The sequence below is a fragment of the Dysgonomonas sp. HGC4 genome, from assembly GCF_001261715.1.
Lineage (GTDB): Bacteria > Bacteroidota > Bacteroidia > Bacteroidales > Dysgonomonadaceae > Dysgonomonas_A.
Window position 1 is genome coordinate 15,539 of the sequence record NZ_CVRU01000072.1, and the last position, 25,300, is coordinate 40,838.

A 25,300-nucleotide genomic window follows, 5' to 3' on the forward strand; every position below is an offset into this window, starting at 1 on the left:
AACATCACATTTCAGAACATGGCTAACAATTGTTGGCATGCTTCAATAGACAAACCACATTTAGCGAAGCCAATAAAAAGGTCTGAGACCTTACCATCCCGGATTTTGAGGGTATGGTGTACCTGTAGTTACTCTGTCTATTTGTTGTTTGGGTATAGGACGAAGTATATGCTTCTCACGTACATTTATCGGAGCATTCCCTTCTCCATACTTTCTTACTCTTTCCAACAAGGTTCCGGTTCTCGCTAGATCTGCCCAGCGGCAATGTTCTGCCAGAAGTTCACGTGTTCTTTCTTCCAGAATAAAATCAAGCGTTATATCAGACGCTTTTACATCCAAAGCTCCTGCAACAGTTTTTTCTTTATTACGGGCACGCTCACGTACAACATTTATATGCCTAGCTGCATCTGCATTATTTCCCAACTTATATGCAGCTTCCGCAGCCAACAGATAGGTTTCTGCCAAACGGTAAATAATGTAAGAACGATCTGAATTGTCATTGGGTACAGCGCGGGTTCTATCTAAGAACTTTGTTATTGTAGGGAAAATACCTGTACCGTTATAAGCATCAGGAGTGAAAATTATGTACTGGTTCTTGTCTCCTCTATGTTGAGTGCGAGCTTTTATGTCATTGGCTGACATTTTATAACCGGGATAATAGATAGCAGTATCTCCGATTGTGGTCAATTTCCAATCAAAAGATTCTTTTATACCATTAATATTATATGATATAGCTCCTCCGTTTTGCTTTTTAGTTGCAAACCACACCATTTGGAATGTACCTTGATAACGAGTGTCTTTATCTCTATTATTGAATGCGTTATACGTATAAGTATTGGGGTTGTTCCACGAATAAGAACGACCGTCATTTATATTACGTTCACCCAGATAAGCATCGTATCCGTTTACAAAATAATGGTTCAGGGTTGTGCGTCCACCATAAACATTGTCATCATCCCAATCCATACGTGCAACAAATAATTCTTCTTTGTTTTTGCCTGATGGTGCATCGTTGTTTTCATCAAACACGTCTGCAAATTTGGGCATGAGAGAAATTCCAAGTCCGGGAGCATCAGTTATAAGACCATTCAATGTTGTGTATGCTTTTTGATAGTATTCCTGAGCTTTCGATGGGTTGTAATATTTATTATGCGGATTATTGGGATACTTAGAGGCATCTTTGTCATATACCCATCCTAATGTCAAATAAACTTTACCCAACAGGTGACGTGCAGCAGCAGCCGAAACACGTCCCGAAGGTAAACTATTTTGCTGAGGACTAGGCGAATATCCTTTAGCTGCATCTTCGAGGTCAGCAATAATTACATCGTACGCCAAAAGCATATCTTCACGTACAGCCGATGTTCTAGGCTCGGTGTTGAAGGTTGTATTTACCGTTAGATCGCCAAATTGCTCAACCATGAGAAAATAGAAGAAGCCTCTAAAGAATTTTGCTTCGGCTAGAAACTGATCTCTTTCAGCAAGAGTTAAATCTGCGGTTCCTGTATCAACATTAGGAGCATTTTCTATTAAAAAATTAAGTGTATTGATATTAGTATACGAGTCATTCCACAGTTTTCGAGGAAATTCATTATCCGTATTAAAACTTTCGAGGTGATAATTACCTATATGCGTAGTTCTGTTACTACCTGCCATATTAGGCTTTATTTCGTCCGTTCCGGGATTCATCAAACCATGTATTCCCTCTTCATAAGCATACATTGTTCTCAAAGTTCCATATATGGAAGTCAATCCCATTTTAAACCCTTTAGGGGTTTTCATAAAATCCTGAGTGGTATTAGCGTGGTTCTCTTCTTCTAATTTGTCTTCACAAGCAGTAAAAGAACCTACCATCAGGGATATTGCTATCAGATATATTATTTTTTTCATGTTCATATTTCAATTAAGGTCTCAGACCAATTTGTTACTCTGGTAAGTATAATAGTGAGAGATAGTTATAGTTGTAAAATGTAAAAATTAATATTTACCGTTACTTATAGAGTTAAAATGATAAGTTCAGTCCAAATACAAAAGCTCTGGTTGGAGGTGTTGTAAGATTTATAGTACTGGTTGTCTCAGGATCTATACCCCCATCTTTCTTATATTGAGAATCGAACCATGTATAAAGATTAGAAGCTGTAGCATATACTCTTGCCGATTGTATACCATATCTGGTAGAAAGATTCTTAGGCACGGTATATCCTATTGTAATATTTCTCAGTTTCAGATATGAAGCACTGTATCTTGCCAATAAACCTTTATTCGGCACCTCGGCAGCAGACGGTTTAGGCCAGCGTGCACTTGTGTTATCGGGAGTCCAGTAATCAACATTCAGGTTGTTGTACGAACCTTTCATCTCATTCATCCAGCTATTATGCATATCCGAGGTTAGAGTTCCTCCCTCGCGGAATGTAAATAAGAATGCTAAATCAAATCCTTTTAATGCAAATCGGTTATTAATACCACCCTCAAAATTAGGAGCTCTTCTTCCTATGAATACTCTATCATCGTCATTAATCTTTTGTTCGGCCTTTGGAGTCACTCCGTCGTCTTCATAATCAACATGGTGATTCTTAACTTTTACATTACCAATAACAGAAGTCGGGCCCGATACTTTATATCCAAATGTTTCAGCCAAAGCCCTGTCTTCGGGTGTGTCCTGCCAAATGCCGTCTGCTTCTAGAGAAAGAATGGCCCAACGATCTCTACCCAAATACAAGTTTTCATCTGGAATTTGAGTAACACCTTCTCCCAGATCCACGACCTTATTTCGATTAGCAAAAATATTAAAATCGGTAGTCCACAATAATTTATTCTGCCCATCACCATTTATATTAACAGTACTCACATTGAACTCTACTCCTCTATTTCTGGTTGCACCTAGATTGGTTAGATATGAACTGGAATAGCCCGAAGTTGCCGGCAATTTTACTGGTAATAATAAATCGGTTGTATTTTGTTGATACAGCTCTAATGTACCATTGATACGATTCGATAAAAATCCGAAGTCAATACCAATATTATATGTTTCAGTATTTTCCCATCCTAAGCTTTTATCGGGTACAGAACCGGGATATACTCCCATTACTCCTGCTGTGCCAAATAGATATTTATTATCAGATAACCGAGCCATTGTTTGATATGGATCAATCGCCGTGCTACCGACATTACCCCAACTTGCACGTAATTTCAAACCCGAAAGGAAACCTACTTCTTGCATGAAAGATTCTTGAATTACATTCCACCCCAAAGCCAATGATGGGAAAGCATGCCATTTATTTCCTTCTGCCAGACGAGAAGATCCGTCATATCTAACTGTTGCAGTAAATAAATACCTTTCTTTAAAGTTATAATTCAAACGTCCCATATAAGATAAGATACTCCATTTATCAAAAGTTCCGCCTCCTGTAATTGCGCCTTGTGCCTTTCCCGGATTATGATGCTGTACATTATCATCGTAATAGTCAAAAGACTCTATGCTGTTTCTTTCAAGAATACGGTCTTCGTAACTGAATAGTCCTGTAAACGAAATATTGTGAACCTTATTTATAGTGCGATCCCATGTCAAGATATTCTCTACTGTATAATCTTGAATAAATTCATTTTGAGAAAATGCTTTATTTAAAGCACCCATTCTTCGGGTAGTATTAGAGGCAAGAAATTCACCTCTGTTGTTTTGTCTCAATTGTATACCTCCATTAAAACGGTATTTGAAACCTTCGGGTAAAGTCAGTTCAAGGTATCCCGATGTAAATGTCGAAAGTGTTTTTCTATCATCAACCACTGCACCTTCTTGTTCGTCAAGTAAGGGGTTCCATACATTCTGACCACTTCCGGGTAAATAAGTTCTCAAAGATCCATCATCATTATAAGGAGTTGTAAACGGAGAAGCTCTCAATGCCTGATCCATAGGATTAACATCTTCACCCTTCGTTTTAGTAAATGTATTCAAAGACGAAAGCCCTACTCTAAGTATTCGGCTAACTTCTGTATCGAGAGAAAACTTAGCAGTCATACGTTCGAATGAATGCCCACGATAATTATTTTCGCCTTTAAAGTATCCGACAGAAGCATTGTAAGATGTTTTTTCGCTACCTCCATTCAATGAAATCTGATGACTGGTTCTAATACCATTTTTGAAAATCAGATCTTGCCAATCGGTATTATTTCCGGCATTAAAACCATCCATCTCATCTTGATCGCGAAAAACAACTCCTATTTTCATCAACTCAGGATCGTCCACTCCCGTATATTTATCTGGGTTTGCATTATATTGAGACCATTGTTTAAGCCTGATAAATTGGTCACTATTCATTACATCGAAGTTTTTAATAGCACTGGTCACTCCATAAAAACCATTATAGGAAACCTGAATTTTACCTTTACTTCCACGTTTGGTAGTAATAAGTACAACCCCATTAGCTCCTCTCGATCCATAAATAGCAGTAGATGAAGCATCTTTTAAAACGCTTACACTTTGTATATCATCGTTGTTTATATCATTTAAACTTCCCGCAAAAGGTATTCCGTCAACGACAATAAGTGCATCGTTATCTGCTTTAATCGATCTTTCTCCACGAACTCTAATTTTGGGTACAGCACCCGGACGGGTATCTCCACCCTCCATTTGCACTTGCACACCTGCTGCCAAACCTTGTAGTGCCGATGCTACGTTGGCTACGGGAGCCTGTCTGATTATGTCTTCTTTTACATTAACCATAGCACCGGTAATATCGGACTTCTTTTGAGTTCCGTATCCCACAACTACAACTTCATCCAAAACTGCGGCATTTTCTTTCAATGCGACATTTAAATTTATCTGATTGGTTATCCTTATAGACTGAGGTACATACCCAAGGTACGATATATCAATAGTTTGTCCATTTTCTACATCCAGAGAAAATGCTCCATCCAAATCGGTAACAGTACCTATGGTAGAACCTTTTACAATGACAGTTACGCCCACTAACGGACCCGATTGGTCGGTAACAATTCCTGTTATCTTTCGTTTAGTCGCTTGTTGAGAAATGCTAGTAGTGTTTGAGGTATGTTCTTCTGCTGATAAAGGAAACAATACGCTTGATCCAGAGATCAGACATAATGTACCCAGCCAGCACAGCCTTAGAAAGTACTTTTTATGTACATGCATAATTTTTTAGGTATTAGGATAGGTTTAACAAAAATTAATTGGAACCCAAACTTATCATATATTTAAGCTCCAACTGGTCTGATTTTCGGACATGATAGAACCCCTGAGAGACAATGTCTTAAAAACAGATAAGAATGTCCCAAAATCGGACTATTTCATCTATATTAGTCGATCTGAAGCTTCATTTTACGACAAATTTCCAATATTTTTGCTTTATCCTTATAAACCGAAACCTCTACTACCATGCATACAACCCTTAGCTTAAAGAAAGCGTACATGCTTCTCTTTATATTCACGTTCACCTTCTGTCAAGATTTAAAACCTTACAGCCTTAGGCAGTTATCGAGCAAAAACGGATTGTCAAATAGTGCAATCCTCTCTATCAGCCAAGATAATAATGGTTTCATGTGGTTTGGCTCATGCGATGGGCTAAATATGTTTGACGGACTGAATATCCGCGTATATAAACCTACCAATGGAAAAAACAATCTATCGGGCAACCTTATTGAATCTATAATAGAAGCAGGAGATGATATATCGTGGGTTCAAACAAATTATGGACTAGATCAGTTCAATAAAAAGAAAAAAACGGTAATAACCTATAAAGAACTTAAAGGCAAAAGCAAGCTAGCCACTAGTCCCCAAGGCGATGTTTTTGCGATTACCGAAGACAATTCTATCTATTATTTAAAGAAAGGTGAAGATCGTTTTATAAAATATCCCCTAGAAAACAGTTATTCATCAACTTTAAAGGCAGTTGTAGATGACAATAACATACTATGGATATTTACAAATGATGGTAACAGCAAATCCTATTATATAGAGAAGAAGGGCAAAAAGATTAATCTGAAATCCGCTAATCTCTTTGAGCATGATAAGAAACTTTCGTCTTGCTTCAACGAGGGTAATTCTGTGTACTTTGTTGATGAGAGTCACATTCTATACGAATATGATCTTCTTACCAAAAAGAAATATTATATATACGACCTAGAAAAGGAGATTAACGATAATGGAGAAATCTCGGCAATCATAAAGCACAACAACGATTATTACATTGGTTTTAAAACTAACGGTTTGCTCCATCTTAAAAACATACCCGATCAGAAAAATAATTATTCGGTAAGTCAGATTGATATTAAATCGGGAATATTCTGCTTGATAAAAGACAAGTTTCAAGATATTATATGGGTGGGAACAGACGGACAGGGCGTATATATGTACTATATAGATGCATATTCTATAAAATCTACCATCTTTAATACTCTCAGTTACCCTATAAATAAGCCCGTAAGATCGCTCTTCGTAGATAAAGACAACTCTCTGTGGATAGGAACTAAAGGTGATGGTATTATAAAAATACCCAATTATGATCCTAACAAGGATATTAAGGATAGCAAAAAAGAACATATATTATCCACAAACAGTAATTTGAATGATAATTTGGTTTTTGCCTTTGCCAAAAGTAGTCGTAATATCTTATGGATAGGAAGTGATGAGGGGATAAATTACTATTCGTACAAAGAAAATAGAATAAAAAAAGTAGAAATTACCGCCGAAGACAGCCGCATAAAGTATGTACATGCTATCTGTGAAGCAAACGATTCGACCCTATGGATTGCAACTGTTGGAGAAGGCATCATAAAAGCCAGTATAGGAGGCACAAAGGATGCCCCGATAATAAATAGGACTCGACGGATAACCGTAAATAATGGGGAAACCTCTTACAACTATTTCTTTACGATTTATAAAGAAGATGATTCTACCATCTGGTTCGGAAATAGAGGCTATGGCCTATTCAAGATGAATTCCACCACAGACCAATACGAAACATTTCAGTTTGATAAAGATTATACCAATCAAACTCTTAACGATATATTTTCGATTGCCAAAAACGACAAAGGTTATTGGTTTGGAACTAGCTTCGGGTTAATCAGACTGGCAGACGGAAAAGAACAGATTTATAATGAATCGAATGGCTTCCCCAATAACACAATACATGGGATTCTCGAGGACGATGACAATAATCTATGGCTAAGCACCAATCAGGGTATTGTAAAATTCAATACAATTGAGAAAACATTCCAAACCTACAAACAGCAAAACGAATTAGACGTCATTGAGTTCAGTGATGGAGCTTATTACAAAGATGAAACTTCGGGAACATTATACTTCGGAGGTGTAAACGGATTTATTACAATAACTAAGAATGAGTTTACAGAAAAAGAATATACTCCCCCCATATTTTTTGACAACCTATCTATATTCGGGAAAAGCTACAATATATCAGACTTTCTTATACAAGACAAAGATTCCGAAATATTAGAGCTCGATTATAGCCAAAACTTCTTCTCTATTTCTTTTACTGCAATTGATTATATAAATGGCAATAATTATGAATATTACTATAAACTAGATCAGTTGAGCCCTAATTGGATAGAAAACGGTAACTCTAATACTATCTCCTTCACCAGTATTTCTCCGGGACAATACACCCTTTCCGTAAAATATAAAAATAGAATAACTGGCAAAGAAAGCCCTGTTTACTCTCTCACAATCAAGATAACACCACCATGGTATAGAACCGATATTGCATATTTTATATATAGCATCCTTATACTTAGCCTTATTTTCTTTTCTATCAGACTTAGTCTGAAATGGGTTAAAATGAAGAAAGACACAATCATAGCCCAATTAAACGAACAGCAAAAAGAGGAAATATACGAGTCGAAGTTGCGCTTCTTTACGAATATCACACACGAATTATGTACTCCGTTAACATTGATATATGGACCTTGCGAGAAGATTATAAGTCATCGGAATACCGATTCTCATATACAGAAATACGCATCGTTAATACAACGCAATGTAGAAAAACTCAACACTCTGATACAGGAGTTAATAGAATTCAGACGCCTGGATTCAGGAAACAGACCTTTGGAAATAAAAGAGATGCCAATATCAGAAACAACAAAAAGCATAGCAGATCTGTTTCTTGAGATAGCAGAAAATAAAGAGATTGATTATCAAATGAATATTCCATCGGGAATTTATTGGAATTGTGACTCGAATAGCTTTGTCAGAATAATAACCAATCTATTATCAAACGCATTTAAATATACCCCTCAAAATGGTTTTGTAACAATAGATCTTCAAATAGAGAAGGAAACTCTCGTATTTTCTATAACCAATACAGGTAAAGGTATTCGTGAAGACAACTTGCTGACTATTTTCGATCGGTATAAAGTACTGGACGACTTCGAAAAACGAGGCCAAGATGGTCTATTTTCCCGAAACGGGCTAGGACTAGCTATCTGTCATAGTTTGGTTAAGCTACTCAATGGAGAGATACAAGTAAAGAGTACACCTAATGAGACCACTCAATTTAAAGTATTGCTACCTAAGCTCACCACTAATACTAGTGAGGAAACTATAAGTATAGAGCCTCTTAAGTTATTTATAGATATCCCCATCACATTTGAGCAGAAAGAACATCATCATGACAAGAATAGACCCTCGGTTGTCATTGTAGATGACGATACAGAGATGCTGTGGTTTATTTCTGAAATCTTTGAAGGTAAATACAATATTGTGACATTAAATTCGTCGGAAGGTTTATTGGATTATCTGAAACAAGATCAACCCGAATTAATTATTCTCGATTTGATATTACCTGATATTGATGGTATATCGCTGATTAAAACCATAAAGTCAGATAAATTTCTAGTACATATTCCGATAATTATTCTTTCGGCAAAGAACGACCCCGAGATGCAGGTAAAAGGAATAGAAGCAGGAGCAGAAATGTTTATTACCAAACCTTTTAACATTGAATATCTCGAAAAAGTAGTAGCCCGATTCCTCCAACGTGACGAAAACCTCAAAGAATACTACAATTCGGCTTTCAGCTCATTTGATCTTAAAGACGGACGCCTTATACACAAGGATGAGAAAGCTCTTTTCGAAAAGATAATGAAAATCATTGACGAGAATATATCAAATCCTGATCTCTCGGTTGAGTTCCTTAGCTCATCGTTAGGGGTAAGCACTCGCCATTTGTATCGTAAATTGAAGAATATTACAGATAAAACCCCTAGTGATATTATTAAAGAATATAGATTAAAGATTGTTGAACGATTACTTGTAACCTCAAATATGTCGATAGAAGAAATAATCTATAAAGTAGGCTTCAACAATAGAGGTAATTTTTTCAGGATGTTTTCTCAAAAATACGGAATAACACCTAAAAATTATAGAGAGCAAAGAGCCGAGGATGTAAAAACAAGAAACAAGACGAATAAAAAAAACAGACAATAAATAAGATTTTAGAGTTTCCTAAACACTTAGGAAGTACATAGGTATGGCTTAGGCTTTAAAATGTTTCAGCAAATACTTTTATTTAGTATAAAAAGAGCATCTAACACAATGACTGATTAGTCTTATTAAAAAATATTATATTTGTATTTATACCAAATGATGTGTAATCATTAATACTTAGATTGATCAACATGAAAAAGCTGGCATTTGTCTTTTGCTTTATAGTATTATGTGCCTCTGTATATGCGTCTCCCCAAACTGACTCTTCAACAAAAGAGTTAGATAAACTAATTGAGCAAAGAGACTTATATATACAGCAGAAAGAAAATAGAATAAATACTCTAAAAAAAGAACTATCTGCATTATCAGACAACACTCACAGACTTAATTATTACAACTCGCTATTCAATGAATACAAATCGTACAAATACGATTCAGCATATGTATATGCGCATAAATGCCTTGATATTGCCCTCTCGTTAAAAGATTCATGCAAAATAATTGATGCAAAAGAGCATATTGCTTTTTGCTATCTCTCATCGGGACTTTTCAAAGAAGCTTCAGATATAATGAACTCCGTAGATATAAATAATGCTTGTACAGATGTCAAAAAGAATTATTATACTCTTTTGGCAAGGCTCTACTTTGATATGGCAGATTATAATAATGTAGAACCTTTCAAAAACCAATATATATCGGAAGGTAACAGATACTGCGACTCAGCAATTGTATATACTCCGCCGAATTCGCCCGAACTATGGTCTATAAAGGGTTTGAAATTAATGCAACTTCGTGATTTTAAAGGTGCAATAGATATGTTTCTTCCATTAGCCCAGTCATCTAAAGACGTTGACGATCATATTTATGCCATTGCAGCATCTAGTTTAGGTTTTATATATGAAGAATTAGGAGATAAACAAAAGGCAATACATTATATGATAGAGGCTTCTGTAGGAGATATAAAATCGGCAACCAAAGAAACGGTTGCACTCCGCAATCTTGCCAATCTACTATATGAGACGGGAGATGTACACAAAGCCAATAAATATGTCCGTTTGGCAATGGAGGATGCTAACTTATATAATGCAAGACATCGTAAAATATCAATCAGTTCTATTCTTCCTATTATAGAAAAAGAACGATTCGAGATGGTCGAAAAACAGCGTAATATATTGATAGGCTCTGTTCTCATCATTTCCTTACTATTTTTATTACTGCTTGCTACTACCATTATTATATATAAACAAGTAAAAAAACTGAGGCTGGCACGACATACTATTCAGGAGCAAAATAAAAAGCTACTCTCCACGAACAGTAAATTAATGGAAGCCAACAAAATAAAAGATGAGTATATAACACAATCTATTTATAGTGACTCTGAATATATAGACCGAATAGAGCATATATACAAAATAGTAAACCGAAAGATAGTAGCCCGACAATACGAAGATATACGCTCTTTTCTTAAAGAATCAGATTTAAGAAAAGAACGAGAAAACATGTATTCGTCCTTCGATCAGACTTTTCTTAAACTATTCCCCGATTTTGTAGACGAATACAAAAAACTGTTTCTTCCTGATGATATCCTTGATATGGATATAAGCAAAGGGTTAACCCCCGAAATACGTATTTTTGCTCTTATTCGTTTGGGTATCCACGATAGCGAACGTATTGCCAAATTTCTCAATTACTCGGTAAATACAATCAACACTTATAAAACCAAAGTGAAAAATAAGTCCATTATAGCTAACGAACTTTTCGAGTCAAAAATAATGGAAATAAAAACAGTTCAGACTAACTAAAATATCAGACTTTCTTATTCCTTTGAAAGGAGTAAACACAACTTCCCACATTTCATTATAAAGTGATTTTAAAGCTCCATTTTAAAAATCTGCAAGACTCCGGATACTGAAAAAAAGCTAACAACAGCTATATTTTCATGATATTCCGGTTATATTCTCACACACCCACCAAAAACATAAGACACTAATAAACAAAGCATTTACCACATCAACCTCTCAAAATCACTTATATATTCTATTAGTTACAAACACTTTGTTCTAATAGAATTTACATTTGTATTGGAGCATATCCCCATTTCATAAGGAATGCATCCCGTTAACTATATACTTAGAATCTATTAATAAAACTTTCAACCCCATGAAAACATTAAAGCATTTTTATGTCTTCCTTCTAATGGTCGTTGTACTGCCCTTTGCAGGATGCAACGATACAGACGACGGATCATTTGTCGCACCTATTACAATCTATGAAAAGGTCAATGGTAATTGGGCTGTAACAGCTATAAAACAAGTAGATGAAATAGCTAAAGCCAACTCGCAGACTCCTACCGAAATTACATTAACCGATCAATTCGATTTCTCAACTTTCACTATCAACTTGAATGTTGACCCGAACAATCAGCCTACTGATTACAAGATAGGAGGTACTGCTCCCAAATTCTTCCCAACCGAAGGGTATTGGGCTCTCGAATTTCCTTTCCAGAATACAGACGGATCGGCAAGTATCATCAACCTATATTCTGATGCAGCCAAAACCACCCAAGTTGCAATATTGAGTATAACATCTATGCCTGGTACGAATAGAGTTTTGGAGCTTAAATTCTCACGTAAAGCAAAAGGTGTGACTTTTGTCTCTTATGTATATCAATTATCACCTGCTATAGAATAATAAGGTAGGAAACCTTTCTATTCCTTAGGCTCGTATAAGAACCATAGTTTGTTCGGGTTTAGATAAAAGCCGTGAAATACTTTCAATTAATTCATTAATCAAACATGAAAACCATGAAATACATTACAATAGCATTATTGACTTTTGTAGCCATACTCATCCCCAAAAACAGCTTTGCAACAGATGAAGTGGGAGCACCTGCAAAAGTATGGACATATCCGGTAATATATGCCCTTGATCAGGAAGTAACCTGGTATTTTGATATGACAGGAACAGGATTCTCTGAAAAACAAGACCTTTATCTCTGGGCATGGTCGCCCTCTGAGCCTGATGCCGGAAACTTTGATAACTCTTCTGACTTTGCCAAACTAGAATATGTGAGTGGCATGCTTTGGAAGAAAACGCTTACCCCAACCAAATACTTCGGTAAAACGGTAGCCGATATCGAAGCCTCTTCGGGTTTCTGGATGCGATTGAAGGGCAAAGGAAACGAAAAACAAAGTGACGTAGTTCAAGTTCCTTGGTCTATAGGAGACATAAAAACGTTTAAAGAATCGGGTGAGGCAGTACAAATTTTCCCTGAGAAATTTTATATAAATGAGCCTCTTTCAATCCTTGTTAATGCTGAAAAGCTATGGGTTGGTGGAGGGCAAACCGGATTGGGTGGCGAAGAAATATTCTTTCATAGTGGTCTTAATAATTTTGCTGCAGGAGCTATCGTAGAGGCAAATATGGGCAACCCAGACCTTGTGAAAAAGACAAAACTAACACCTATTGGTAACAATATTTATAAAATAGACTTTATTCCTCGCGATTATTATGGAGTGGGTGAAGATTTCGTTATGGAGAACATCGAATTTTTATTCCCAACCAAAGATTGGGCAAAAGTAGGAACAAACGAAGGTGGTAAAAATTTTGTAATGTTAGCTCCCGGAGTACCCATCCCACTAGATCCGATATTCTCATTCTTTCCTCAAAAATTCAGTCAATACGATATTCTTACATTAATAAGAAAGAATAATGAAAAGAATAGTCAAGGATTAATCTATACAATCACTGCAGGCAGTAAAACCCTAACAGGAGAATTCGCAGGTAATAAAGATGAGATGAAAGCTTATATAAACCTATTTCAGTCTCTAAGTAATGAGCCTTCTATTGATAAAATTAACCTACTCGTAAAAGATAAGAATGGTGCAGAAATTCTCAAAACGGATATTCCTCTGGTACCACTATCTGATTTAAATTAAGATCTCAGACCTAATTATTATGTTACTACAAAACAACAAAGAGGGTTATGACCTTCATAAAAACTGAATACCATGAAACTTTATTATAAAAAATATAGACTTCACCTCAGCCCATTCCTATTCCTGTTAGCCCTTTTTATGATGGGGCAACAAGCTTTTGCTCAGGATATCTCTGTTTCAGGAACTGTAACAGATGGCACACAAGATCCATTAACTGGAGTAAGCATAAAAGTTGAAGGTAAATCGCAAGGTACTGTTACAGACTTAGACGGACATTTTACATTAACATGTCCTCCAGGCAGTATACTCGAGATATCCTATATAGGATTTACCAGCCAAAAGCTACCTGCTCAAAAGAACATGAAAATCGTTCTATCCGAAGATGCTATTGCTCTTAAAGAAGCCGTAGTTGTAAGCATCGGATACGGAACGATGCGTAAATCGGATCTAACGGGAGCTATTGCCTCCGTAAATCAGGATGATCTGAGACAAGGAGTTGTTACCTCAGCAGAACAATTGTTGCAAGGAAAAGTCGCAGGACTATCTGTAGCACAAGGTTCCGGCGATCCTGCTGTAGGAGCTACTGTAAGATTAAGAGGGGGAACATCTCTTTCTGCCGGTAATTCGCCTTTAGTTGTAATCGACGGTATACCAGGAGTAGATATGAATACCGTTCAACCATCCGAAATTCTATCTATAGACGTATTAAAAGATGCTTCGGCAGCAGCAATATACGGTTCTCGTGGTGCTAATGGTGTTATTATCGTTACAACCACACGTGCAGCCAGCGGCATTGAAAAACGCAGCATCGAATACAACGGATTTGTAGCTGTGGGAACAGCAGCCAGAAATATGGATCTTCTATCAGCAAACCAATGGAGAGGCTATGTTAGAGATAATAATGTAACAAGTGCAATAGATTATGGTGCTGATACCGACTGGCAAAAAGAACTACAACGTACAGCCATTACACAATCTCACAACTTATTTTTCAGTAATATTAATGCAAATAGCGGATTCAGTGCCTCTTTATTATACTTGGATAGTCAAGGAGTAATAGACAACAGCGGTCTCGAACGTCTAGCAGGAAGTCTTGCAGCCCATCAATATGGATTAGATAGGCATCTAAAACTAGAGATGGGTATGACTGGTAGCTTTGACAATTGGAACCCTATCGACACACGTATATTTGAGCGTGCCGCAAACTTAAACCCAACTGTACCCGTAAGAGATCAGAACGGAAATTACACTTCTATTGGTGGTACAAATACCGAAAACCCTGTGGAATTAAACAACAATCGTTTTGCTGATGATTCTCGTCACCGTTTTCTAGGATATGGAAAAATAGAAGTTAATCTTATCGAAGGATTAAAAGCAACGAGTAACGCATCATACGAATATAATTCTCGTCAACGCAGATTTTATTTACCCACTTATGCAGTAATGGATGGTCAGGCAGAAAAAGGTCGTGGAGAAAGAGCTCTTGAAGATTACAAGACCATGCAATTAGAAACATTCGTAAATTATGATACTCAATTTAATACCGATCATAAACTAAATGTACTTGGAGGATATTCGTATCTGAAAAATGTATACGAAGGATTTGGTGCTACCAGAAGAGGTTTCGATACAGATGCATTTCTTTATAATAATCTGGCTGCAGGAGGAGACTACCGTGCGGGAGATGTATATTCCTACAAGGGCGAATCGAGCTTAGTTTCATTCTACGGACGTGCCAATTACAATTACAAGAGTAAATATATGGCAACCGCCACCTTACGTAAGGATGGATCGTCTCGTTTTGGAAAAAATCACAAATGGGGATTATTCCCATCTGCTTCATTTGCTTGGAGAGTATCAGAAGAAACATTTATGGAAGGAACATCAAACTGGTTGGATAACCTTAAGTTTCGTTTAGGATATGGTGTTACGGGTAATCAGGATGGCATAGGTGAGTATAAATCATTATCACTTTTAGGAGCTAACGGAGCTTCTTACTACGATCCTCTTACAGGAACATGGAAAAAATCGTATGCACCGATTCAAAACGTAAACCCTGATCTGAAATGGGAATCTACCACTCAATACAATATTGGTCTTGACTTTGGATTATTCAGAAGAATAAATGCTACTGTTGAAGTCTATTACAAAAGGACTAATGATCTTCTTTGGACATATCCTGTACCTCAACCACCTAATCTTGTAGGAACTATGCTTGCAAACGTAGGAACTCTTTCGAACAAAGGTGTTGAGCTATCATTAAACGGTAATATTATGAAAGGGAAAGATTTTAGCTGGGATGCTAACTTCAATATATCGTACAATAAACAAAACATAGATAAACTGTCAAATGATGTTTTTCAGGATTCTGGACTTAAATCGGGTTCACTTCATGGCTTAAGAGGTCTATCGGGAGTATATGCTCAAATAATTAAAGAGGGTCTTCCCGTAGGAGCATTCTATGGTCCGAAATGTTTAGGTATTGACGAAAAAGGAAAATATATACTAAATACCGATGCTGATGGTAAACCTATTGACGAATATCTTGGTAGTGCTCAACCTAAAGTAAACCTTGGTTTTGCGATGAGTGCAACATATAAAGATTTCGATATGAGTGTTGCTACATACGGAATGTTCGGACAAAAAGTACTTAATGCAACCTATATGAGTATGTATGATCCAACCCGTTTACCTGCTCAAAATGTACCTGACGATTTTTTAACCAGTGGCATTAAATCTGACCCTGTATTCTCTGACTATTGGGTTGAAGACGGTTCTTTCTTCCGCCTGCAAACTCTGACTCTGGGTTATACAGTAAAATATTTCAAGAACTTAGGGTTAAACAAAGTCAGACTATATGTAACAGGCGAAAACTTGTTTACCATTACAGGTTACAGTGGTATAGACCCTGAGGTGAATGCAAGCGGATTAGAGTCTCCGGGTATCGACCGCTTCAACTTCTACCCTCGCCCACGCACTTTCTCTTTTGGTTTAAACGTAGCTTTTTAAGGTCTGAGACCTCTAACTTTTGAAAAAGATAAATCATGAAAACAAAAATATTATCAATATTAGTATTGACTGCATTTTTCTCTACATCGTGTACCGATCTTGACGAAAAACTGTATGACAAAGTCACAACCGACGATTACGGTAAAACCGCAGCCGAAATACAAACCATTGTAGGTGGAGCTTACGCTACCTTGAGAGGATTCAACGACTCGGATAAAGGGGGAACTATAAGCTTCCCGACTTGCGAATACGTATTTTTCCTCGAAGAATGCGCTTCAGATGAGGCAACTATTCCAACCCGTGGAACCGACTGGTATGATGGAGGACGCTATCAACAAATACAATATCATACATGGAATGCTAATAACATTATGATACTAAGTGCTTGGAAATACTGCTATCAGGGAATAGCAAACGTAAACTCAATCATCTATCAGGTAGACAAATCGAATCTGACCGATGATGATAAGGCTATCGTAAAAGCCGAACTAAGAGGAATACGTGCCTATTATTACTATCAATTACTAGATCAGTTTGGTAGTGTACCCATTGTTACAAGCTTCGAAGAATCGGAACTACCTGCTAAATCGTCACGTGCCGATGTATTCAAATTTGTTGAAGATGAATTGAAAGATATTTTAGATAAGCTCCCCTCAACTATTCGTTACGGAGGTTTTACTCAAAATGTAGCAAACAGCCTTTTGGCTCGTCTATATCTAAATGCAGAAGTATACACAGGAATACCACGTTGGCAAGATTGTATCAATGCAAGTGAGAAAGTTACAGGTTATATTCTTGAGTCAGATTACTTCACAAGTTTCAAGACAAAGAACGAAACATCTCGTGAAATTATTTTTGCTATTCCTTACGATCATAAAGAAGGAACAGTAGGTAATTATCTGGCTTCAATGACCTTCCATTACAACCAACGATTTGCATTCTCCACCACTGGAGCTTATCCTTGGTGCGGTAATGGTATCAGTGCCCAACCGGGTTTATACTCTTCATTTGATGAAAACGATGTAAGACGCGGTTCATTACTTATAGGTGAACAAAAGAACCTCGCTACGGGAGCTACCGTTATGATGGATAATGGTAACCCTTTGATATATACTGAAGATTTCACCAAATATACCAATGCCCTGCAAAACGAAGGAGCACGTTTATTCAAATACCAAATACAAGCCGACGATCAGTGGGAACGAGATAATGATTGGGTGTTGATCCGTTATGCAGAAATTCTAATGATGAAAGCCGAAGCTAACTTCCGTTTAGGCTTTGCAGCCAATGCTCTTATCTATGTAAATGAAATACGTAATAGAGCAGGTCTTCCAAGCTTAACAACTCTCACTTTAGAAAGTCTGGATACAGAATGGAAACATGAGTTTGTGTTTGAAGGTCTTCGCCGTACCACCAATATACGCTTCGGTACTTTCTTCAAACCTTGGTGGGAAAAAGGTGTAACACCAGCCTTTAGAGGTGTGTATCCTATCCCTCAAACGGTATTAGATTTGAATCCTAATCTAAAGCAAAACCCTGATTATAATTAAAAATAATAGTAGAGACGCTGTTTATAGCGTCTCTACTATTACTAAATAAAAAAGAGAAAATGAAAAAAGCACTATTAACAGTCTTGTTTTTCGTCCCCCTATTTATATTCAGCAATTGCGGAAGGGACGATCTACCGGTTATAAAAGAAAAACCTATAGAGGAGTTGAGTCCCGTCTCGGTAACTAAAACCAATCCGATGAAGCTATATGTGCATTATATGCCTTGGTTCGAAACTAAAGTGACCAATAATGGCACATGGGGACAACATTGGACAATGGCAAATAAAAATCCTGACAACATGGACACTAACGGAAAACGTGAAATAGCATCGCACTATTACCCGCTTATCGGACCTTATGCTTCGGGTGATGAAAACGTGATAGAATATCATCTCCTACTCATGAAATATTCGGGAGTAGATGGTATATTAATAGATTGGAACGGTACACGTAATCTATGGGATTACCCATCTATAAAAAACAATACAGAAGCTATTGTCAAGATATTGGATAAAGTAGGATTAAGTTTTGCCATAGTATACGAAGATCAATCTCTGAGAGAAGGCTTACAAGATGCCGAAAAAATAACTCAAGCCAAAGCCGATATGAAATACTTGGAGAGTACTTTTTTCAGTAAAGACAACTATATAAAGATCAATAACAAACCTCTATTGATGGTCTTTGGACCTCAGGAAATAAAAAAACCAGCTGATTGGAGTTCTATATTTTCTGCTCTGAAAACAAAGCCTACTTTTCTTACATTATACGCACACTCTGCCGGAACAACCAATGAAGGCGACATAAAGAATGCAGAAGGCGAATATATTTGGGTCGATGCAACACCAATGGAAACTAAATATACAGGAAAAGAGATATTGATGGGTGGAGCATATCCCGGATTTAATGATTTCTACAAAGAAGGAGGTTGGGGCGAAAGCGTACTAGCAGACATAAACCACGAGAGTGGAGCTACTTTTAAGAATCTATTAAAGATGGCTCAAGATAAAAAGGTAGATTATTTACAGTTAATTACTTGGAATGATTTTGGTGAAGGAACGATGATAGAACCTACTCAGGAATTCAAATACAGTTATCTTACCGAATTGCAAAATTTTGCAGGAGTGTCTTATAATGTATCTGTTCTAGAAAACATTTATAGCCTTCATTCTCTGAAAGAAACTTATAAAAATGATGCTCAAAAGCTCAAAAGTCTCAATCAAGCCTTTTATTATTTGGTATCACTACAAAATGATAAAGCAAAAGCTCTAATTGATGAAGTCGGATCCATCAAATAACTTACTATAAATAATAAAAAGGTATAAGACCTTACTAAAATAATGAGTATTATGAAACAATTACCAGTGTATATCCTTCTCGTTTTCCTTTGTTTGACTTCATGTGCAAAAAAAGAAAACTCGTCAGTTAGTTCTCCGGATGGGAGCATCCGATTACAAGCCGGAATGGAAAACGGGAAGGTATATTATACAGTCGATAAAAAAGACAAAGCTATTCTTAATAAATCCTTTCTCGGATTTGTTCTTAAAGACAGTGAGTTAGGAAAAGATGTAACGATTACTGACATCAAACATTCGTCTTTCAGTGAAAAATGGGATCAACCTTGGGGCGAAGAAATCACAGTGGATAATACCTACAATGAGATGGTAGTCGATGTGCAGGAAAACGGCGGATTGAAGCGCAAGTTTTCGGTGGTTTTCCGCATATTCAATGACGGCATCGGCTTCCGTTATGTATTCCCCGAACAAGAGAATCTAAAGGACTTCGTCATTATGGATGAATTAACTGAGTTTGCTCTTGCAGGAGATCATAAAGCATGGTCTATACCAACAAGTACACTTTATTTTGAAAATCTGTATAAACCATCACCCGTTAGCAGTCTCGATACAGTATGTACTCCTCTGACTATGGAAACCAAAGACGGGTTATATTTGAGTATTCATGAAGCAAATCTCACTGATTACGCAGGGTTGAATCTTACACCCGAAAACGGAACTACTACCCTTAAAGCTTATCTGACTCCTTGGTCAACGGGCGAAAAAGTATTCACAAAAGCACCCTCCGTAACACCTTGGAGAACGATGATTATTGCAGAAAAAGCAAGCGATTTACTTCTTTCACGCTTAATGCTGAATCTGAATGAGCCTTCAAAGATTGAAGACTCTTCGTGGATTCGCCCAGGAAGATATATTGGTATATGGTGGGGGATGCACATGGAAGATTATACATGGTCACAAGGACCTAAACATGGAGCAACGACTCAAAATACCAAGAAGTATATTGACTTTGCAGCCAAGCATAATTTTTCAGGGGTACTTGTTGAAGGATGGAATTTCGGTTGGGATGGAGACTGGACAAAAGAAGGTGATAAATTCAGTTTCACAAAAGCATATCCCGATTTTAATCTGAAAGAGATAACCGAATATGCCGCATCTAAAAATGTAAAACTAATAGGACATCACGAAACTGGTGGTGCAACTCTTAACTACGAGAGTCAATTAGACAGTGCTTTTGCCCTATATCAAAAATACGGTGTGAATGCAGTAAAAACAGGATATGTAAGTCCTTTACTAGACCACAAAGAGAGACATAGTAGTCAATACGGTGTACGCCATTTCAGAAAAGTGATTGAAACAGCCGCTAAATATCACGTAATGATAGACAATCACGAGCCTGCCATGCCAACAGGATTGCAACGTACATGGCCTAACCTAATGACTCAAGAGGGATTCAGAGGACAAGAATACGATGCATGGTCGAGAGATGGTGGAAATCCTCCTGAACATACAACTATTCTTTCTTTTACCAGAGGATTAGCCGGACCTATGGACTTTACTCCGGGAACTTTCAATTTCACCAATAAGGTATTTCCTGAAACTCGCGTTCAAACAACCTTAGCAAAACAACTTGCTTTATTTGTAGTACTGTTCAGTCCTTTGCAGATGGCTTCGGATATGATCGAAAATTACGAGAATAATTCTGCTTTCGATTTTGTAACCTCTTGCCCTACTTCATGGTCTAAGACTATAGTACCCGAAGCCAAGATAAGCGAGTATTTAACCATAGTACGCAAAGACCGTGATTCTGAGAACTGGTTTGTTGGAAGCATAACCAATGCCAACAGCAGAGACTTTAGTTTACCTCTCAACTTTTTAGATAAAGGTGCAAAATATAAAGCAACGATATTTAAAGATGGTGAAGGAGCAGATTATAAAAACAATCCATATCCTGTAGAGATTCAGGAAATGGAGGTCACAGCCGAAACTGTTTTAAATGCAAAACTGGCAACAAGCGGAGGAGTAGCCATTAGGTTAATTAAGCTATAATCAATCTATGTTCCGTAAAATTTAGGTCAGATAATAGCAGTTAAACGAAAAAGCCCATGACTCAAATCATGGGCTTTTTTATCTTTAAATTTTAGCTATCCTTTTACAATCAATACACAAGTTCAGCACCAGATAAAACACATTAAAAAATGAATATTGACAGTTTATTTCAAAAAGAAAGAAAATCTCAATTTTCTATAATATAATTCTACAATTATCGTTTTATACCTAAAATAAGTACTTATTTCGATAATAATAAAAGGCTTTTGCTAGCTACAATTTAGTCAAAGCAACAAAAAGAATACATATACCATGGCGTATAGAAAATTAACTGAATCTGAAATCGTAGAGCTACAAAACCAAGGATGTGTAGCTAAAAACTGGAATGATATATCTGTTCACCACCAATTTAATACAGCTTATATTCGTCAGGTAAATTTTTCGGGAGAAATAAAACTGGGAATCTACGAGAAAGAATTTACACTTCCGGGAGGAATAAAGAAGCACTCGGGAATCAAGAATGTAACACTCCACAATTGCGAAATAGGGAACAATACTTTTATCTCAGACGTAAACAATTACATTGCAAATTATAAAATTGGCAATAATGTATTTATTCACAATCTCGAATTGATGTATGTGGATAACGAATCGTCTTTCGGTAATGGAGTAGAAGTTACCGTTCTGAATGAAACGGGAGGTAGAGAAGTTATTATACATGATAAACTGAGCGCTTCGTTTGCATACATCATGTCATTCTATCGCCATCGTCCCGTATTAATTCATAAAATGCAGGAAATAGTAAAACAGTATACTCAACAAAATACCTCTAGCATAGGAACTATTGGCAATAATGTCAAAATAATAAACACTGGCACTATCAAGAATGTATGCATACGAGACTATGCTACCATAGAAAGTACCTGCCATCTTGAAAACGGAACTATAAACAGTAACGAATACGATCCTGTACATATTGGCTATAATGTAATGCTGAAAGACTTCATTATCAGTTCGGGTTCTCACGTGGAAGACGGAACTATGCTTACCCGCTGCTTTGTAGGTCAGGCCTGTCAATTAGGACATACTTATTCGGCAAGCGATTCGCTTTTCTTCAGCAATTGCCAAGGTGAGAATGGAGAGGCTTGTGCTATTTTTGCAGGTCCTTATACCGTAACACATCATAAATCTACTTTGCTTATATCGGGAATGTATTCGTTTATGAATGCAGGATCGGGATCCAATCAAAGTAATCACATGTATAAACTGGGTCCTATTCATCAAGGGGTAATGGAAAGAGGCGGTAAAACTGCCAGCGATTCATATATATTGTGGCCAGCTAAAATAGGAGCATTCTCTTTGGTTATGGGTCGCCATTATCGGAATTCGGATACATCTAAGATGCCATTCTCATATCTGATAGAGCATGATGACGAAACGGTACTTGTACCCGGAGTTAATCTTCGTAGTGTAGGAACTATTCGTGATGCTCAGAAATTCCCTAAACGTGATAAGAGAAAAGATCCACACAAAATGGATCAGATCAATTTCAACCTCCTGAGCCCTTATACAGTCCAAAAGATGTTTCAAGGCATTGAAGTATTAAACGAACTATTAAGCACTTGTGGAGAGGCATCAGTACATTACACATACAGAGGTTGTCGCATAAAAGGTTCTTCGTTACGTAGTGGCTTGAAGTATTACGACATAGCTATAACTAAATTTTTGGGTAACTCTATCATTTCACGACTAAGTAATTGTCCTTGTACCAATGATGAAGAAATCAGAGAATACCTGAAACCTGATAGTTCTGCAGGCTTAAATAAATGGCGAGATTTGGCAGGGCTTTTAGCTCCAAGTACCGAGATAGATAAACTAATAGAAGATATAGAATCTGATAAACTGACTCAGATTGAAGATATAAATGCTGTTTTCGAAAAACTACACAAAGATTATTATTCTTTAGAATGGACATGGGCTTGGGATAAAATTCAAGAGTACTTTAACCTTTCTCTAGAAACAATTACAGCCAAAGACATTATAACTATTGTTGAGAAATGGAAAGATGCAGTAGTTAAACTAGATCGAATGATTTACGAAGATGCCCGAAAAGAATTCTCTTTACCTACTCATACCAGCTTTGGAATGGACGGAGATAAAAAAGATCAGAAAATAGACTTCGAACAGGTTAGAGGTATTTTTGAGAAAAATTCTTTTGTTGAAGCCGTTCTAGAGCATATCAAGATAAAATCGAAGCTTGGTGAAGACATGATAGAACGATTGTCAAAGAGTCTATAAGAGTTCAATATTTGATTAACTTTGGGTCTTAACCCATAAAATATTAAACTATGTCTGACATACGATCTAGAAATAAGATTATCTATCTGTTGACTTTGTTCTGTCTGCTACTCTCTTCATGTAGTAGCGAGGACAATGAAGAAACAGATCCATATAAGAGTTTAAACTTGAAATCGGGCTATATCAATATTTATTATAATGGGATTGAAACAGAGTTAAAGGAAATAACTTCCTTTCATTATTTAAATTCTGAAGGGGATACTTTAGGTATCTATTATACAGGATATATTGATAAAACATTTTCTATAGTCAATAATGAAGTTTCGATATATATTTCAAAAAAGTCAAAATTAGATCGTGTAACATTTAATTATTCTCCTCCAGGAACCAATTACGCTACTCAGTATGGGAATTACAGTGATAAGTACAATGATGATTTGACTTACTTTGAACATCGTTTATCCATCAAAGGGAATATTCTAGAAGGAGAATTTAATGGAAAATTATTTAATCCATTAGAAACTATAGATATTGATAGTTGCAAGTTCTATATTGAAAGATAGAAATTCTGATCATCATACATACAAAGGCAGATTATTCGATAAGGATAGTCTGCTTTTTCGTAGATGACTATTATGATAAATATAAATTAATTACTTTTGTGTAGCTAACACGCATTTTAAATATATTTATTATGAAGTTTATTTATTTTATTGTAACTCTTCTTTTGTTCACAGCTTGTGACCCATCGAGTAAAGTACCATCTAAACAATTCTGGATGGATAATCCCACAGACAAAGCAATTCAGGTAAAAATTGACTCAATCGTTTATGATCTGCCAGCCAGTTCTGGTCTAACCGTAGAATTACCTGCAGGAAGACACTCTTTGGCATATAATGGAGAATCTATTGAATTTTTTGTAAAGCCCAATGATCAAGGGTGCGTTATCAACCCTACATTAAGTAATTATATTTTCTTCCACGAAATATATTTCGAAAGAGGCAAAGAGGAAGAAGGTAGTGCAGAATATGAAAAGATAAAGACTGCTTATATGCACCCATTCGAGATACAACCAGGAGATACTATAGATGTTCCATTCAAAGTAATCAGTGATCATCTGTTTATTGAACAATACGAATATTTCTGGCATCTGGGAATAACCGAACCCTATAAGAATGGAGTTGTAATTGCTAAAGGCGAATCAAATTTAACGACTGCCCCTCAATCAAAACTATTTAGAGAGAATGACTTTTACAACTATGTAGGACGTGAAAATTTACCTGAAGGTTTCGCTCTTAAACAAAGCAACTATAAATTGAGTGATTTAAAGCCTTTTGTATTTGTTGCTGATACTATAACTGTTGATTGCGAACCTGCTCAAAAATATTTAGACTTGTATCGCAGTCGTTTCAAAGAATTAGTAAACAGTGATGCTGAACATTTTCAAGCAAAATATGATACATTACGTTATTACACCAAATTTCCGATAGAAATAGAGAAAGAATGTAGTTCTCGTTACAACAAGAGTAGATCTAGCAGCGAGAATGATATCGATAAAGCGTCTGTTCGCATAGGTAAAAATTTAGAGACACTCAGTGCTAAGAATGCTTTTATTCTCAAAAAATAAATAGTATAAGATAGACTATAAATAAAAAAGAAGGAACTTAAATTAGTTCCTTCTTTTTTATTTATAGTCTACAC

At 36.5% G+C, this 25,300-nt stretch carries 13 protein-coding genes; 11 read left to right on the forward strand and 2 right to left on the reverse strand.

Going from position 1 to position 25,300, the window contains the following annotated elements:
• Window positions 1-90: 90 nt before the first annotated feature.
• Window positions 91-1,890, reverse strand: coding sequence for a RagB/SusD family nutrient uptake outer membrane protein (locus HGC4_RS06740; protein WP_242047178.1), 1,800 nt, complete (start codon window positions 1,888-1,890; stop codon window positions 91-93).
• A gap of 112 nt (window positions 1,891-2,002) precedes the next feature.
• Window positions 2,003-5,149, reverse strand: a complete 3,147-nt coding sequence (locus HGC4_RS06745) for a SusC/RagA family TonB-linked outer membrane protein (protein WP_050709361.1) — start codon at window positions 5,147-5,149, stop codon at window positions 2,003-2,005.
• Window positions 5,150-5,425: 276 nt separating this feature from the next.
• On the opposite strand from HGC4_RS06745, the gene HGC4_RS06750 reads away from it, so the two are divergent.
• From HGC4_RS06750 to HGC4_RS06800, 11 genes are all read left to right on the forward strand, one after another.
• Window positions 5,426-9,463 carry a hybrid sensor histidine kinase/response regulator transcription factor gene (locus tag HGC4_RS06750; protein ID WP_050709362.1) on the forward strand — a complete coding sequence of 1,346 codons (4,038 nt, stop codon included), beginning with the start codon at window positions 5,426-5,428 and terminating at the stop codon, window positions 9,461-9,463.
• Window positions 9,464-9,654: 191 nt separating this feature from the next.
• On the forward strand, window positions 9,655-11,265 hold the full coding sequence (locus tag HGC4_RS06755) for a DUF6377 domain-containing protein (protein WP_050709363.1): 1,611 nt from the start codon (window positions 9,655-9,657) through the stop codon (window positions 11,263-11,265).
• A gap of 358 nt (window positions 11,266-11,623) precedes the next feature.
• On the forward strand, window positions 11,624-12,154 hold the full coding sequence (locus tag HGC4_RS06760; protein ID WP_082204102.1) for a DUF5004 domain-containing protein: 531 nt from the start codon (window positions 11,624-11,626) through the stop codon (window positions 12,152-12,154).
• 113 nt (window positions 12,155-12,267) lie between these two features.
• Complete coding sequence (locus HGC4_RS06765) at window positions 12,268-13,401, forward strand: hypothetical protein (RefSeq protein ID WP_050709365.1); 1,134 nt, start codon at window positions 12,268-12,270, stop codon at window positions 13,399-13,401.
• Window positions 13,402-13,473: 72 nt separating this feature from the next.
• Window positions 13,474-16,410: a SusC/RagA family TonB-linked outer membrane protein gene (locus tag HGC4_RS06770; protein ID WP_050709366.1), complete on the forward strand. Its 2,937-nt coding sequence runs from the start codon at window positions 13,474-13,476 to the stop codon at window positions 16,408-16,410.
• A 35-nt stretch (window positions 16,411-16,445) separates the two neighbouring features.
• Window positions 16,446-17,960 carry a RagB/SusD family nutrient uptake outer membrane protein gene (locus HGC4_RS06775; RefSeq protein ID WP_050709367.1) on the forward strand — a complete coding sequence of 505 codons (1,515 nt, stop codon included), beginning with the start codon at window positions 16,446-16,448 and terminating at the stop codon, window positions 17,958-17,960.
• Between the two features lie 59 nt (window positions 17,961-18,019).
• Window positions 18,020-19,255 carry a glycoside hydrolase family 99 protein gene (locus HGC4_RS06780; protein WP_050709368.1) on the forward strand — a complete coding sequence of 412 codons (1,236 nt, stop codon included), beginning with the start codon at window positions 18,020-18,022 and terminating at the stop codon, window positions 19,253-19,255.
• Window positions 19,256-19,306: 51 nt separating this feature from the next.
• On the forward strand, window positions 19,307-21,301 hold the full coding sequence (locus HGC4_RS06785; protein ID WP_050709372.1) for a glycoside hydrolase family 97 protein: 1,995 nt from the start codon (window positions 19,307-19,309) through the stop codon (window positions 21,299-21,301).
• A gap of 312 nt (window positions 21,302-21,613) precedes the next feature.
• Entirely contained in the window at window positions 21,614-23,599 is a 1,986-nt protein-coding gene (locus tag HGC4_RS06790; protein WP_050709369.1) for a DUF4954 family protein, read from the forward strand.
• 50 nt (window positions 23,600-23,649) lie between these two features.
• Window positions 23,650-24,162, forward strand: a complete 513-nt coding sequence (locus HGC4_RS06795; RefSeq protein WP_050709370.1) for a hypothetical protein — start codon at window positions 23,650-23,652, stop codon at window positions 24,160-24,162.
• 131 nt (window positions 24,163-24,293) lie between these two features.
• Window positions 24,294-25,226 carry a hypothetical protein gene (locus tag HGC4_RS06800; protein ID WP_050709371.1) on the forward strand — a complete coding sequence of 311 codons (933 nt, stop codon included), beginning with the start codon at window positions 24,294-24,296 and terminating at the stop codon, window positions 25,224-25,226.
• Window positions 25,227-25,300 lie beyond the last annotated feature (74 nt).